The following is a 14,364-nucleotide window of genomic DNA, read 5'->3' as shown; positions in this document are numbered from 1 at the left end:
TCAGGAGGCGATCTCGCCGGGCCGGATCAGGCCGCTCTCGTAGGCCAGCGAGACCGCCTGCACGCGGTCGCGGAGGCCGGTCTTGGTGAGGATGTGCGACACGTGGGTCTTGGCCGTGCACTCGCTGAGGACCAGCTCCGCGGCGATCTCGGCGTTGGACAGGCCGCGGGCGACCAGGCCGAGCACGTCGCGCTCGCGGTTGGTGAGCGTGTCGACCAGCTGCGGCCGGAAGGCCCCGCCGGTGGCCCGGCCGCTGAAGTGCGAGAGGACCGTCGACGTGACGTCCGGTGACAGCTGGCTCTGGCCGTTGCGGGCGCCGCGGATGGCGTCCACGAGATCCTCGCCCTCGCTGACCTTGAGCAGGTAGCCGCTGGCGCCGGCCTGCAGCGCGGGGAAGACGCTGTCCTCGTCGTCGAACGTCGTGAGCATGACGACCTTGCTGTCGGTCTGCTCCACGATCTGCCGGGTGGCCTCGATGCCGTTGAGCTCCCCGGGCATCTGGACGTCCATCAAGATGACGTCCGGCTGGTGCTCGATCGCGGCCCGCACGCCGGCGGCCCCGTCACTGGCCTGCGCGACCACCTCCAGGTCGGGCTCGTGGTCGACGATCATCGCGACGCCGCTGCGGACGAGGTCGTGGTCGTCGACGAGCAGCACCGAGACGGGCTCGGCGGTGGGCTGGTCGGTGGGTGTGGGGTGGGACGATGAAGAGCTGCTCACGGGGGGCCTCCGGTGTCGTGGGATGTCTCGGCAGGAGCTGGGTCAGTCCTTCACGCGGTAGCGCGACACGTGCCGGGTGCTGGCGCCGGTGTACGGCGTGCCGGACCAGTCCTCGGTGCGCTCGACCAGCTCGAGGCCCGCGAGCTCGGCCATCAGGTCCAGCTCGGCGGGGAATGCGTAGCGCACGATCTCCTTGACGGTCTCGAACCGTCCCTCGCCGATGGTGGTGTGGCTGACGACGATCAGCTGGAGCGAGCGCTCCACCGCGGTGGTGTCGATCATCAGCGAGCCGTCCGGGAACGGGTGGGTGTCGGTCTTGAGGTCGTCCAGCGCGTGGTAGTCGCGGGGCTCGAAGGCCTCGATGACGACGTCCCCGTCGTCCTTGACCTGCTCGCGCATCAGCCGCATCGTCTCGAGCTGGGTCTGCTGGGTGCGGCCGACGTAGAACGTCGAGAGCGGCACGTAGACCACGTCGTACTTCTCGCCGGTGCTCTGCGAGGTGAAGTCCAGCAGCCGGGTCTCGATGCCGCTGTCGGGGTGGCGCTCGTGGAGTGCGTCGAGCATGGCCTGGGAGGCGTCCACGCCCGTGAGCCGGACGCCCGCGGCGGCGACGAAGGCGCCGACCCGGCCGGTGCCGACGCCGAGCTCGAGCGCCGTTCCGCCGTCGCCGGCGAGCCGGGCGATGTAGACGCCCGCGGCCTGGGCGTCGGGGCCCACGGGGTACATGAAGTCGTAGACCCGGGCCAGTCCGTCGCCGTAGGTGTTCTCGCCGAACTGCTGGACGGGGGCCTGGTGGGGCGTCTCGGTGGCAGTACTCGTCGGGCTCATGCGGAGTCTCCTCTGGTGTGGGATGTCTCGGGCAGGTCGGGGGTCACTGATCGGGGACGAGGTTGAACGCCGGGGCAGCGGGGTCGACGTGCGCCTTGCGGCACTCCTCGACGAAGAGGTCGGCGAGCGTCGAGTCCGGCTCCTGGGCGGCCCGGATCAGGGCGGTCGCTGCGACGGCGCTGCGGTGCTCGCCGAAGCTGAGCTCGCGGTACTGCGGGCGCGGGTCCCGCGGCTCGTCGGCCACGGCCAACCCGGGGCGGATGCGGTGCGCGAACGCGGAGGTGTCCGCAGCGATGCCCGGTACGTCGGCCACGGCGGCTGCCACGTCCTCGGTCACCGCGGCGGCCTCGACCGGCAGGTAGACCACGATCGCGTCGCGGCGCGGGTAGCCGTCGCGGTGGGAGAGGGCCTTCGAGCGGTACGGCACGTCCGCGGCGTTGAGGGTCTCGAGCACGACCCGCCAGGCGCCGGCGGCGCTCTCGGGGTCGACGGCGTGCAGGTAGAGCCGGCGCAGCCGGGTCCTGGCGCTGCGCTCGCCCATGCCGCGCGGACCGTCGATCAGGAAGAACCCGTGGGAGAGGGCCGGCCGGGCCGCCGGGAGCGCGAGCACGGTGACCCCCTCGGGAATCGCGCCCGCACGGACCGAGTCCGGCAGGTGCTCGTCGGGCACGAACGCGCGGACGTCGCCCAGGTCGACCACGGCGCCGCCGTCGCCGAGCTCCAGGATCCGGCCGGCCCGGGGGCTGGTCGCGTGCGGCAGGCTGGCGAGCAGGACCTCCTCGACGTCCCGCTCGCGGACGATGCGACCGAGGTCCTTCTCCTCGGCGCGGCCCGCGTGGAGCACCTCGTAGAGCGAGCCGATCAGGGCCATGCGCAGCTCCGCGGCGGACTCCGCCGAGACCCGGCGCGGACCGACCGTGGCGGTCCAGTCGCTCGGATCCACCTCGATGGCCTCGAGGGTCGCCATCAGCTCGGCGGAGGGGGTGCGCAGGTCGGTCGCGGGGACCGGGGCGGTGAGCGTGCTCATGCGGCGTCCTCCTCGAGGGCGGTGTGGTCGGTGGTGGCCGGCAGTCCCAGGGCGGGTGCCGCGGCGCGGGGGTGCAGGAGGGCCTGGCGCCCGATCCCGGCAGCCCCCCAGTGGAGGGCCGAGATGCGGCTGGCGTTCTCCGCGGCGGCGATCAGCCGGTCGAACATGTGCCAGCCGGCGAACCGGGTCACCCGGTCCAGGAACGCGGGGTCGTCGCTGCCGCCGCCGGCGGCGCGGTAGGCGTTCCAGAAGCGGGTGACCGCCGGGCGGCGCCGCTCCAGGGCCGCGACCCCGCTGGCGACGACGTCCTCGTGGTCCAGGTCGACCTCGCCGAGGGCGGCGGCGGGGTCGGTGTCCCGGTCCCCGAGCAGGTCCAGGGTGGCGCGGTGCAGCCATTCGCCGACCATCGCCCCGACGTCCCGGGCCGCGTCGCCGCGACGGAACTCCTCGAGGTCGACCAGGCGCAGCACCCCGTCGCTGCCGACGAGGAACTGGTCCAGGCGCACGTCGCCGTGGACCGCGCACTGCCGGGCCGCCTTCTCGTCGGCGCGCAGACGGGCCAGCGCGGAGCGCACCTCGGTGTCGGACTGCAGGCGGTGCCAGATCTGGAGCGCGGGCGCGGACGAGCCCTGGTAGACGGGCCACGGCAGCACGTCGAGCCAGGCGACGGGGGGCATCACCGGCTCGTTCTCGCGCTCGGGCACCCGGTCCGCGCTGAGTCGGTGCACGGCGGCGAGGATCGACCCGAGCTCTGCCCCGTGCTCCTCGGCGATGCGGTTCTCCTGATCACCGGCGAGCAGCGCCAGGCTCTCCGCGCCGGGCACCGCCTCGTAGGCCAGGAACCCGAGCTCCTCGTCGGCCGCGACCAGCGGTGCGGTCCGGAGCTGCTCGCGCACCTCGGCGTCGGAGCACCGCAGCGCGTCGAAGGCGGCGCAGGCCCGGAACCGCTCCAGGGAGTCGCCGCCACGCATCCGGATGCGCTTCACGAACAGCTGACGTCCGGTGGTCGTGACGACCAGGAAGTTGCTGTTGCGGCCGAGCTGCTCCTTGGCGGTCTCCGGCCGGAGCCGGCCGAGCCCGTGCTGCTCGAGGAAACCGTCGAGCCGGGGGTCGATACGCATCTCACGTCCTCGTGTTCGGTGGTCGTGGCCCGCCGAAGCGGTGTGCGCTCCACACTGGCGGCCCGGTCCCGCCCGGCACATCGGTCGGCTGACGGACATCGCGACCCCGGCATCTCAGCCCCGCGGGGGATCACCAGCCGGTGCCGTCTCCGCTCTGCGGGGGAGATGCCGGTCGCTCCAGGCCCCCGACGCTCCAGCAGTGCTCCACCAGGTGCCGCGCCACGTTCAGGGCGAGGGAGCGCTCGTCGGACTCGGTCCGCGAGGAGGCGCGCAGCGCCAGCCGGATCGCTGCCGCCCTGACGACGTCCAGGGCGTCGGGGCCGTTGCCGGGACGGGACGTCCGGTAGCCGGTGCTGAAGGCGTTGAGCAGCCGCTCGAACGGCGCCGGGTCCTCGCCGGCGGCCCGGGCCTGGTGGAGCAGCGCGATCAGGTCCCCGGTCACCCAGCCGACGTCCACCGCGGGGTGGACCGTGGCGAGGCCGCCGGCCGCATCCACCACGAGGCGTGCCGGCGCGGGCGCCTCGCACGCGAGGATGCGGTCCAGCGCGAGCCGACCGTGGCCGAGGCGCCCGTCCGCGACCAGCCGCGCCGACCAGCGCTGGAGCGAGGCGGCGTGGACGTCCTCGAGGGGGCCGAGACCGGCCCAGGCGCCGGCCCCCTCGGCCAGCTGGACGGCGTCCGGGACGACGCCGGCGGTGGCGGGCACCATCTCGGGAGCTGTGCCGTGCAGCCGGCGCAGCCAGGCGCCGAGGAGCCGGAGCTGCTCGACGCCGTGGCGGCGGGTCCAGGCGACGGGCGGCGGAGGCCGCAGCAGCTCCTCGAGCGAGCGTGCGCCCGGGGGCAGGTCGGGGGTGGTGGTGGCGAGGACGACCGCGCCGGGGCGGCCCGCAGCGCCCCCCACGGTGCGCCGCGGGCCGCCGGGGCCGGCGGGGACGGGTGGATCTCGGCGGTGTCGTCTCATCGCGGACGTCCGATCGGACGGCTCCCTCCTGGCTGGGGCACGGACGCGGGCGGCTGCTGCCCGGTGCTCCATGGTGGCGGCCGTGCGCCCTGCCGGCATCCGTCGCGCGGACGATTCCGCAGCGTCGTCACTCAGGGATTGGTGGACCCGGACGTCGGGTCGGGGGAGCGGTCCACGACCCCGGCCTCGAAGGCCAGGACGACCAGCTGGACGCGGTCCCGGACCCCCAGCTTGGCGAGGCAGGCGGAGACGTGCGACTTCACGGTCGCCGGCCCGACGAAGAGCGCTTCGGCGATCTCGTGGTTCGACATCCCGTGCGCGACCAGCTCGAGCACCTCACGCTCGCGCTCGGTCAGCGTCTCGAGGAGGCGCCGCTGCTCCTCGGAGGGACCGGGCTCGGGTGTCGGCCCGGTCGGGTCCGTCTCGAGCGAGCCGACACCGCGCCGGATGATCTGACGGGTCACCTCCGGCGCGAGCAGGGCGTGTCCCTCCGCGGCGGTGTTGATCGCGTGGACCAGCTGCGCCGGGTCGGTGTTCTTGAGCAGGAACCCGCTCGCGCCGGCCTGAAGGCTCTCCAGCACGTTCTCCTCGTCGTCGAACGTGGTCAGGATGAGGACCTTGGCGTCGGTCTGCGCGGTGATGGCGCGGGTGGCCTCGATGCCGTTCATGACCGGCATCTGAACGTCCATGAGGATCACGTCCGGGCGCAGGCGGAGCGCGAGCTCGACGGCCTCCGCGCCGTCACAGGCCTCACCCACGACCTCGAGGAGGGGCTCGACGCCGAAGAGCATCGTGAAGCCGGCGCGCACGAGCTTCTCGTCGTCCACCAGGAGCACCCGGATCCGGGGCGACTCCGACGCGGGCTGGGTCATCGGCCCTCCTTCCTGGAGGTCGTGCGGGGCGGGCTCACAGAGGTCCGGCATGTCCTACTCGGCTCCCCACTCGAGGTTGACCGCGACCTCGAAGCCACCGGTGGCGGTGGTCGAGGTGCGCAGGGTGCCGTGGTGGAGCAGCGCGCGCTCCCGCATGCCGACGAGACCGACCTGGCTGCCGGAGGTGCCGCCGCGTGGGCGCCCGTTGTCGCCCACGGTCAGGCTCGCCGTCCCGGCGTCCGGCCCGGTGCTGGTGACGTCGAGGCGCACGTCGACGTGGTCGGCGGTGGAGTGGCGGCGCACGTTGGTGAGTGACTCCTGGAGGATGCGGTGCAGCGCGAGGCCGACGGCCATCGGAACCGACTCCAGGTCCCCGGTGTCCTTGAGCTCGACGGTGAGCCCCAGCTGCTCGAAGGACTCGATGGTCTCGTCGATGCTGGAGAGCCCCGGCTGCGGACCGGCGGCGTCGTGGTGGTCGTCGCGCCCGCGCAGGGCGGTGAGGATCAGCCGCAGGTCCCGGGTGGCCGAGCGGGCGGTCTCCTCGGACTGCAGCATCGCGGTCGTGGCCTGCTCGGGTGAGACCTCGAAGGTACGGCGGGCGGCAGCGGTCTGGATCCCGATCACCGCCACGTGGTGACCCACGACGTCGTGCAGCTCCCGCGCGATCCGCAGGCGCTCGGAGGTCACGGCCTGCTCGCTGAGCCGGTCGGCCTGGTCGACGATCGTCAGTGCCTGCTCCCGGGACCGGGCGGCGCGGAACGCGGCCCGCCAGGTCAGGGCCCCGGCGCCGACGGTGCTGCAGAAGAGGGTGGCGCTCGTCAGGGCAATCGAGATCGCGGCGGCGACCGTCGGCGAGAACGGCCCGGTGTCGGGCAGCCGGTCGAAGGGGTCGAGGGTGTCGCGCACCAGCACCTCGGCGAGCACCCACGTCGACGTCACCGCGGCGAAGACGATGCTCATCACGGCGGCGAGACGGCGGTCGTGCGACCAGGCGACCGCAGTGAAGAGCACGAAGAAGTAGTAGAACTGGGCGGCGAAGACACCGGAGAGCTCGGGAGCCAGCCAGGCGGTCAGGGCCAGGTGGGCACAGGCCAGGGCCAGCGTGTAGAGCGGCAGGACCCGGCGTACCACCAGCGAGAGCGCCGGGACCGCGATCCACAGGTACTGCCAGCCGCGGCTGAGGTCGCTGTCGGTGATGGCGCCCAGGCTGCGGCTGGTCTCCAGGGAGAGCAACGCGCCGGCCGCGTAGCACAGGGCCACGACGAGGTCCCAGCGCAGAGCGCGGCGCCGCTGGAGGGGCCGGTCCCAGCCGTAGCCGATTCCGAAGAACCGGGCCACGGCACCCGGGAGACCGTTCCTGACCACGAAGCCCCCCGGTGCTCAGGTACGGCGTGCCGACCCCTGTGACGATGATGTGCCGGGATCGTGCCACCGGCGCAGGCGCGCGAAACGTCGCCGTCGGAAGGCCGTGGCGGGAACCTCAGGCGCGCCGGGACGCGGCCTCGCGCTCGGGCTTGCTCCACAGGTAGGCGACACCGACGCCGATGGCCGGCCCGAGGCCCATGGACGAGAGGCCGGACGGGGCATCGTCGCGGAAGACGATCCCGAGCGCGACGCCGATCCCGACGCAGATCGCGAGCTTCATCAGGTCAAAGGTCTTGCTGCGCGGCGCCGTGGCCATGACGCACCTCCAGGTGCAGGGGACAGGTCGGTCGTGCTGCTGTCCTCGACGCTAGGACGCCCCGGGAGGGCACGCATCGGTCGCACGACGGATCTCGCCCCCGCCGCGCGGGGGAGCCGGGCGTGCCGGCCCTGCCCGGGCCCGAGGGATCCGCCCGACTAGGCTGCCGCGCGCGGGGCGGTAGCTCAGTCGGTCAGAGCAAGGGACTCATAATCCCTGGGTCGTGGGTTCGAGCCCCACCCGCCCTACGAGGTCGGCCGGTCGTTCCCTGGAATCGTCCCCGGAATCGTCACTGGGACGGTTCGGGCACGTCCACGTCGGCGCAGTCGATCTTCGGGTTCACCCCGAGGTAGTTCAGCGGGCCCGCGACGATGGTCAGCGCGGTGTCGCCGGCGCTCTTGCAGCTGACCTCGCGGTCGTCGCCGAAGTAGCCGCGCTGGAACGCAGCGGCGACGCCGATGGCCAGCCAGACGACGACGACGATCGTGATGATGCTCTTCACGGGGGCTCCCTCCCGGCGCCGTCCGGCGCCGCCTCCCCGGCCCCGTACCCACCCGGTCCTGCGCCGACGCCTGCCCCGGCCGGACGCCGTTTGCGGACCCCCGCCCGGGGGCACCCGGACGCCCCCACCCCAGGAGGAGCGGATGCAGACCAGTCTGGAGTTTCTCGGCACCGCGACCACCCTGTTGCGGCTGGGTCCATTCACGCTGCTCACGGACCCGAACTTCCTGCACCGGGGGCAGCGGGCCTACCTGGGCAAGGGGCTGTTCTCCAAGCGGCTCACCGAGCCGTCGCGTCAGCCGTACGAGCTTCCCGAGCTCGACGCGGTCGTCCTCTCCCACCTGCACGGGGACCACTTCGACCGGATCGCCCGGCGCGAGCTGGACCGCGGACTGCCGGTGCTGACCACCCCGGCGGCCGGCCGGAAGCTGCGCTCCTGGGGGTTCGGCTCGGCGCGGGGGATGACGACGTGGGAGACCCACGAGCTCGTCGACGGCGACTGGCGCCTGGGAGTCACCGCAGTGCCGGGCCAGCACGGGCCCGGGATCGCCCGGCACCTGATGCCGCCGGTGATGGGCACCGTGCTCGAGCTGAGCCGGGCCGGCGGCGCCCCGTGGCGCGGCTACCTCAGCGGCGACACGCTGTGCCGGCCCTGGCTGCGCGAGATCGTCGAGCGCACCGGCCCCCTCGACGCAGCCGTGCTGCACCTGGGCGGCACCCGTGCCCTGGGGCTGCTGGTCACGATGGACGGCGACCAGGGCGCGGACCTGGTGACGCTGCTGCGCCCCGCGGTCACGGTGCCGGTGCACCACGACGACTACACGGTCTTCCGCTCACCGCTCTCGGACTTCCTGAGAGCCTGCGACGAGCGGGCCGTGCAGACCCAGGTCCGCACCGTGGCGCGCGGAGCGACCATCCCGCTCGCAGCGGGTGAGCGGGCCGGCGGTCAGGAGTAGCTCTGCTGGAAGGCGCGCAGCGCCTCCAGGCCCCTCCGCAGCGCGTCCTCGAGCGGTGCGACCAGCTCCTCGGCACCCTCGGTCGTCCCGGCGTCGCCGAGGGACTCCAGGGCTCGGGCGGCCTCGCCCGCGGACGGGACGCCGAGGTTGAGCGCGCTGCCGGCGAGCTTGTGGGCCGCCGCGCGCAGGGCGACGGCGTCCCGGGCCGCGATGGCCTCGCGGATCAGCGCGACGGCCGGCTCCGCGTTGGCCGCGAAGTTGCCGATCGCGCGGTCGAGGTAGGTCGTGTTGCCCGGGTCGAGGTCGCGCAGCATCTCGAGCCGCTCGACGTCGAGTGCGTCCAGGGGGGAGGACGAGGTCACGGATTTCTCCTGGGTGGGGGGAACGGAGACTGGCGGGTCCAGCCACCGGCCGAGGACCGTCACCAGGGCGGCGGGGTCCACGGGCTTGGTGAGGAAGTCGTCCATGCCGGCGGCGAGGCACCGCTCGCGCTCGCCGTCGCGGGCGGCGGCGGTCATCGCGATGACCGGCACCCGGACGCCGGGGGGCTCCCGCAAGCGCAGCTCGCGGGTCGTGTCGTAGCCGTCCAGGCGCGGCATCTGCACGTCCATCAGGATCGCGTCGTACTGCTCCTCGGCGAGGATCTCCAGCGCGTCCACGCCGTCCACGGCGGTCCGGACGGCGTACCCCACCGCTTCGAGCATGCCGGTCGCGACCAGCTGGTTGACGGGGTTGTCCTCGACGACGAGGACCCGGGACCGCGACCGCGCGCCGACGGGGTCGGCCGGGGCGCTCACCGACGCCGGCGGGGAGGCCACGGAGACGGGCACGCTGATCGTAAAGACGCTCCCGCCCTCGGGGCGCGCGGCGTACGCCAGCTCGCCGCCGAGCGCGCGGGTGATCTCGCGGGCGATCCCGAGCCCCAGGCCGGCGCCCCCGAAGACCCGGGTCGACGAGGTGTCGGCCTGCGTGAACGGCTGGAACATCGCCTCCACCAAGCCGGGCTCGATGCCCACCCCGGTGTCGGCGACCTCGACGCACAGCAGGACGCCGTCCGCGCCGACGGGCGACGCGCCCACGTCGACAGTCACCGCGCCGCGGTCGGTGAACTTCACCGCGTTCGAGACGACGTTGGCCAGCACCTGGCCGATCCGGCCGACGTCACCCCTCAGGGCCGCCGGTACGCCGGGCCCGCAGGTCACCGTGAGTGCCAGCCCCTTGGATTCGGCGCTCTCGGCGAGGGGCCCGGTCACGTCGTCGACCAGCCCGCGGACGTCGAAGTCCGACAGGGACAGCTCCAGGGTTCCGGCCTGGAGCTGGGCGAAGTCCAGGACGTCGTTGATCAGCCCGAGCAGCGCCCGGCTGGCCGCCTGGACCCCGGAGGCCAGCCGGAGCCGCTCCGGATCGAGCCCCGTGCGCACCAGCAGGTCGGTCAGCCCGAGCACGCCGTTGAGCGGCGTGCGGAGCTCGTGGCTCATCGTCGCGAGGAACTCCGACTTCTGCCGGGACGCCGCCATCGCCTGGTCGCGGGCGTCGGCGAGCTGCTGCTGCGCCCGCTCGCGCTCGGCGACCCGCGCGACCTGGACCGCCACCTGCTCGACCAGTGGCCGGACCAGCTCCAGGCTGCGCAGGCGGGCCGACGCGGTGATCGTGACGACCGCGCACACGCCCTCGTCGAGGACCACCGGGAAGGCTATGGTGCGCTGCGCGTCGTCCCAGCAGGGCTCCCGCCGGCGCGCCGCCTCCTCGGCGAGGTCCCGCTCGACCGCCGCCTGGCCGTCCGATGCCCCGTCCTCGTGGACGTCCGCCGGGTCCAGGGGCAGCGGGACGACGCCGTCCTCGTCGTCGGCGGGCCGGAACGCCCGGCCGCGCTCCCACTGGTCGTGGCGCAGCAGCAGCGTCCGGGCCTGGCGCAGGACGTCGAGGAGCGATCCGGACTCGTTGGCGGCGGTCGCCACCGAGTGCAGGAGAGCGTTCTGGCCGAGCTGGACCTCCAGCGCCTCGTAGGCCTGCTGGGTCTCGCTAACGTCCTGGTGGGTCCCCGCCATCCGGACGCCTCCGACGGAGTCGCGGTGGACCACCCCGCGTCCGCGGGTCCACACCCACCCGTCGCGGCCCCGCATCCGGGCCAGGAACCCGAGCTCGCCGGCGCCGGCCAGCGCGTCGTGGACGGCACGGTCGACGCCGGACCGGTCCTCGGCGTGCACCAGGTCCAGGAAGCCCGCGTAGTCGACGACCCCGGCCCGCGAGGCGAGCCCGTAGAGGTCCAGCAGCTCCGGGGACAGCGTCACCACGTCGGCGGTGACGTCCCACTCCCAGCTGCCGATCCGCGCGATCCGCTGGGCCTCGGCCAGCCGGCCGCGGCTGCTGCGCAGCTCCTCGAGGGTGCGCCGGCGCTCGTCGTACCCGCTGAGGCGGTGCAGCAGCGCCGTCGGCCGGCCGTCCGGGCCGCGCAGGACGCTCTCGCGCACGATCACCCAGGTCGGGGTGCCGTCGCGGCGCACGAGCTGGACCTCCACCTCGACCTCGCCGTCGGGGACCCGCCCGGCGCGCACGTCCTCCAGATGGGCCGCGAACTGCCCCCGGCCGATCTCGTCGAGCATGTCGAACACGGTCAGCCCGACCGACTCGGAGGCGGGGGCGCCGTACAGGCGCGCGATCTCGGGGTTGGCGTAGATGGTGCGTCCCGCCAGGTCGTGGACCCAGATGCCGTCCGTGGACCGCTCCAGAATCTCTCGATGCAGCGCAGCGAGCTCCATGCCACCTCCCCGGGAGCACACCCTAGGGGGGAGCGCCGCCGTCCGCGTGCGGTGCGTGCCGAGGTGGACGGGTCAGGCCTCGGCCGCGATCAGGTAGCGCCCGTCGTCGTACGCGAGCCGCAGCCGGACGCCCTCGCTGTGCGGCGCTCCCGAGGCGACCTGGTAGGTGTAGGTGTAGCCCACCTCGAGCGTCTCGGGGTCGGCCTCGGTGATCCGGATGGCGTCGACCCAGACCACGTCGCCCCAGAACGAGGTGTACCCCGTGAGCCCATTGCTCTGGTCCTGGAAGCCGGGGGTGAGCATCGCGTATCCGGCCTCGGGATCCTCGGCGGCGGTGCGCAGGTAGTTCTCGACGAAGCTGCGCATCCCGGCCGCCGTGGGCCCCGGGGCCACGGTGGGGCTGGGGGACCTGGGGGCGGAGGTCTCGGCGGCCGCGGGTCGGCCGCCGTCGCCGGCGTCGCGGCCGATCGCCACCGCGACGACCGCCAGCAGCGCCACCACCGCGAGGCCCATGAAGAGCGGCAGGACCGGCGCGCGGCGGCGGCTGCGCGCCCCGGCCGCGGGGACGGCCGGAACGGCCCGGGTGCGGGCCCGGTCCGGGTCGGGGCGGGGGGTGCGGGCAGCTCGCGACGAGCGGAGCGGGGCCAGGTCGGCCGGGCCGGCCGCCAGGTACTCCCGCACTCGGGCTGCCGGCCACCGCTCGGCCGGGTCGTGCGTCATCGTGGCCGCGAGCAGCGGCGACAGCCAGCCCGCGTCCGGGAGCCGGGGCGGGTCCTCGTGCACGATCCGGTAGAGCGCGCCGAGCACGTTCTCGCTCACCTCGTACGGCGGAGCGCCGGCCAGGGCGTGGAAGAGGGTCGCGCCGAGCGACCAGATGTCGCTGGCCTCGGTGGCGGGGTGCCCGGATGCGACTTCGGGGGCGAGGTAGGCGGGGGAGCCGGTGACCATGCCGGTGCGGGTCAGGGTCGCGTCGGCCTCGGCGCGGGCGATGCCGAAGTCGGAGAGCTTCACCTCGCCGTGGGGTCCGACCAGGATGTTGGACGGCTTCACGTCCCGGTGCACGATGCCGGCCGCGTGCGCCGCGGCCAGCGCCTCGGCGACCTGGCCGAGCACGGGCGCGGCCTGGTCCGGCGTGAGCGGCCCCCGGTCGCGGACCAGCTGGGCGAGGGTCGAGCCCTCGACGTACTCCATCACCAGCCAGTGCTCGTTGCCCTCGCGGACCAGGTCGAAGACCGCCACCACGCGCGGGTGGTTGAGGCGGGCGGCCAGCCGCGCCTCCCGTGCGGCTCGCTCCAGGTCGGGGGAGCTGCCCTCCAGGGGCATGCCCAGTCGCTTGAGCGCCACGGGCCGGCCGAGGACCTCGTCGCGGCCCAGCCACACGGCCCCCATGCCGCCTCGCCCGATCTCGTGCTCGAGCGAGTACCTGCCAGCGATCACCTTGCTCGTTCCTTCCGCCGGGCGAGCTCGGTGCCACGGCTTCGAGCCACTGTAGACGGGTCCGAGGGGAACCCCGTGGTCGCCGTGCGACCCCATGGGGCAGTCTTGGAGGGACAGCACCGCACCCGAAAGGCACTCCGTGTCCCTCGATCCCACCCTTCTGGACGACCTCGAGTGGCGCGGCCTGGTCGCGCACTCGACGGACCGCGACGCGCTGCGCGAGGCGCTGTGCTCCGGGAGCGTGCGCTACTACGTGGGCTTCGACCCGACCGCGCCGAGCCTGCACATGGGCAACCTCCTCCAGATCGTCACCGCGATGCGGCTCCAGCGCGCCGGCCACACGCCGTACGTGCTCGTCGGCGGCGCCACCGGCCTGATCGGGGACCCACGGGACTCCGGTGAGCGGATCCTCAACTCCCTCGACACCGTCAAGGACTGGGTGGAGCGGGTCCGCCGCCAGATCGAGCCGTTCCTGTCCTTCGAGGGCGAGAACGGCGCGACGATGGTCAACAACTACGACTGGACCGCCTCGATGTCGACCATCGACTTCCTGCGCGACATCGGCAAGCACTTCCCGGTGAACCGGATGCTGGCCCGGGAGACCGTGAAGCGCCGCCTCGAGGGCGGCGGGATCAGCTACACGGAGTTCAGCTACGTGCTGCTGCAGTCGATGGACTTCCTCAACCTCCACCGCGACCACGGGGTGACGCTGCAGTTCGGCGGGTCGGACCAGTGGGGCAACCTCACCGGCGGCGTCGAGCTGATCCGGCGCGCTGACGGGGGACACGCCCACGCGTTCGCGACGCCGCTGATCACCAAGGCCGACGGCACCAAGTACGGCAAGACCGAGGGCGGCGCCCTGTGGCTGGACGCCGACATGATGGCGCCGTACGCCTTCTACCAGTTCTGGCTCAACGTCGAGGACGAGAAGGTGGGGGAGCTGCTGCGCGCCTTCACGTTCCTCACCCGTGCGGAGATCGAGGACCTGGAGGCCACGCACGCCGAGAAGCCGTTCCTGCGGGCCGGCCAGAAGGCGCTGGCGGAGCAGGTCACCACGTTGGTGCACGGGGCGGAGGAGACCGCACGCATCCAGGCAGCCTCCGCCGCTCTGTTCGGCGGCGGTGACCTCAGCGGTCTGCGGGGAGCGACGCTGGCGGCCGCCCTGCGGGAGGCCGGCTCGACAGTCGTGGACCGGAACGCCCCCATGCCTGGCGTCGTCGACCTGCTGGTGCTCTCGGGCCTGGCCAAGAGCAAGGGGGAGGCCCGCCGCACGATCACGGAGGGCGGCGCCTACCTCAACAACGTGCGGGTCGAGGACGTCGACGCGGTGCCGACCGAGGCCGACCTCGTGGCAGGCCACTGGCTGGTGCTGCGCCGCGGCAAGAAGCGCTTCGCAGGCGTCGAAGTGCGCTGAAAGGGCCCTGACCTGCTCAAACGGGTCTGTGGTCGGGGTCACGGCGAACCGATTTGTGCCGCGGCGGGGGTTGATCTAAAGTTCTGG

The 14,364-nt window shown here is 73.6% G+C and carries 13 protein-coding genes and 1 tRNA gene; 3 read left to right on the top strand and 11 right to left on the bottom strand.

The window, feature by feature from the left end; genetic code table 11:
• The 8 genes from EBO35_RS12855 to EBO35_RS12820 form a co-directional block, all read right to left on the bottom strand.
• On the bottom strand, positions 1-720 hold the full coding sequence (locus EBO35_RS12855; RefSeq protein WP_241153687.1) for a response regulator: 720 nt from the start codon (positions 718-720) through the stop codon (positions 1-3).
• Positions 721-762: 42 nt separating this feature from the next.
• Positions 763-1,548, bottom strand: a complete 786-nt coding sequence (locus EBO35_RS12850; RefSeq protein WP_122818056.1) for a class I SAM-dependent methyltransferase — start codon at positions 1,546-1,548, stop codon at positions 763-765.
• Positions 1,549-1,591: 43 nt separating this feature from the next.
• The gene (locus EBO35_RS12845; protein ID WP_122818055.1) at positions 1,592-2,575 is read right to left on the bottom strand and encodes a T3SS effector HopA1 family protein; all 984 of its coding nucleotides are present in this window, start codon (positions 2,573-2,575) and stop codon (positions 1,592-1,594) included.
• Positions 2,572-3,696: a class V lanthionine synthetase subunit LxmK gene (lxmK, locus tag EBO35_RS12840; RefSeq protein WP_122818054.1), complete on the bottom strand. Its 1,125-nt coding sequence runs from the start codon at positions 3,694-3,696 to the stop codon at positions 2,572-2,574. Before lxmK ends, EBO35_RS12845 begins: the two co-directional genes overlap by 4 nt.
• A 130-nt stretch (positions 3,697-3,826) precedes the next feature.
• Positions 3,827-4,597: a hypothetical protein gene (locus EBO35_RS12835; RefSeq protein ID WP_122818053.1), complete on the bottom strand. Its 771-nt coding sequence runs from the start codon at positions 4,595-4,597 to the stop codon at positions 3,827-3,829.
• A gap of 191 nt (positions 4,598-4,788) precedes the next feature.
• Positions 4,789-5,499: a response regulator transcription factor gene (locus tag EBO35_RS12830; protein WP_206422809.1), complete on the bottom strand. Its 711-nt coding sequence runs from the start codon at positions 5,497-5,499 to the stop codon at positions 4,789-4,791.
• 84 nt (positions 5,500-5,583) lie between these two features.
• On the bottom strand, positions 5,584-6,867 hold the full coding sequence (locus EBO35_RS12825; RefSeq protein WP_122818051.1) for a sensor histidine kinase: 1,284 nt from the start codon (positions 6,865-6,867) through the stop codon (positions 5,584-5,586).
• A 142-nt stretch (positions 6,868-7,009) separates the two neighbouring features.
• A complete protein-coding gene (locus EBO35_RS12820) occupies positions 7,010-7,210 on the bottom strand; it encodes a hypothetical protein (RefSeq protein WP_122818050.1) in 201 nt (66 codons plus the stop codon).
• 174 nt (positions 7,211-7,384) lie between these two features.
• Between EBO35_RS12820 and EBO35_RS12815 the strand changes: the two genes are divergently transcribed.
• Positions 7,385-7,458: transfer RNA gene (locus tag EBO35_RS12815), tRNA-Ile, on the top strand.
• 41 nt (positions 7,459-7,499) lie between these two features.
• On the opposite strand, the gene EBO35_RS12810 is transcribed toward EBO35_RS12815, so the two are convergent.
• Entirely contained in the window at positions 7,500-7,712 is a 213-nt protein-coding gene (locus EBO35_RS12810; protein WP_122818049.1) for a hypothetical protein, read from the bottom strand.
• Positions 7,713-7,854: 142 nt separating this feature from the next.
• On the opposite strand from EBO35_RS12810, the gene EBO35_RS12805 reads away from it, so the two are divergent.
• The gene (locus EBO35_RS12805; RefSeq protein ID WP_122818048.1) at positions 7,855-8,667 is read left to right on the top strand and encodes an MBL fold metallo-hydrolase; all 813 of its coding nucleotides are present in this window, start codon (positions 7,855-7,857) and stop codon (positions 8,665-8,667) included.
• Here EBO35_RS12805 and EBO35_RS12800 read toward each other — a convergent pair.
• Both EBO35_RS12800 and EBO35_RS12795 read right to left on the bottom strand, forming a co-directional pair.
• The gene (locus tag EBO35_RS12800) at positions 8,658-11,426 is read right to left on the bottom strand and encodes a PAS domain-containing hybrid sensor histidine kinase/response regulator (RefSeq protein WP_122818047.1); all 2,769 of its coding nucleotides are present in this window, start codon (positions 11,424-11,426) and stop codon (positions 8,658-8,660) included. The two genes, EBO35_RS12805 and EBO35_RS12800, sit on opposite strands and share 10 nt — an antisense overlap.
• A gap of 72 nt (positions 11,427-11,498) precedes the next feature.
• Positions 11,499-12,863, bottom strand: a complete 1,365-nt coding sequence (locus tag EBO35_RS12795; RefSeq protein WP_164477952.1) for a serine/threonine-protein kinase — start codon at positions 12,861-12,863, stop codon at positions 11,499-11,501.
• Positions 12,864-13,002: 139 nt separating this feature from the next.
• Here EBO35_RS12795 and tyrS point away from each other — a divergent pair, with 139 nt between their 5' ends.
• Positions 13,003-14,277: a tyrosine--tRNA ligase gene (gene tyrS / locus EBO35_RS12790; RefSeq protein ID WP_241153686.1), complete on the top strand. Its 1,275-nt coding sequence runs from the start codon at positions 13,003-13,005 to the stop codon at positions 14,275-14,277.
• The last annotated feature ends 87 nt before the right edge of the window (positions 14,278-14,364 follow it).

Origin of the sequence: Nocardioides pantholopis (assembly GCF_003710085.1) — a bacterium.
GTDB lineage: Bacteria > Actinomycetota > Actinomycetes > Propionibacteriales > Nocardioidaceae > Nocardioides > Nocardioides pantholopis.
Note: the sequence above shows the minus strand (reverse complement) of the source record. Positions and strands in the feature narration are given on the sequence as shown.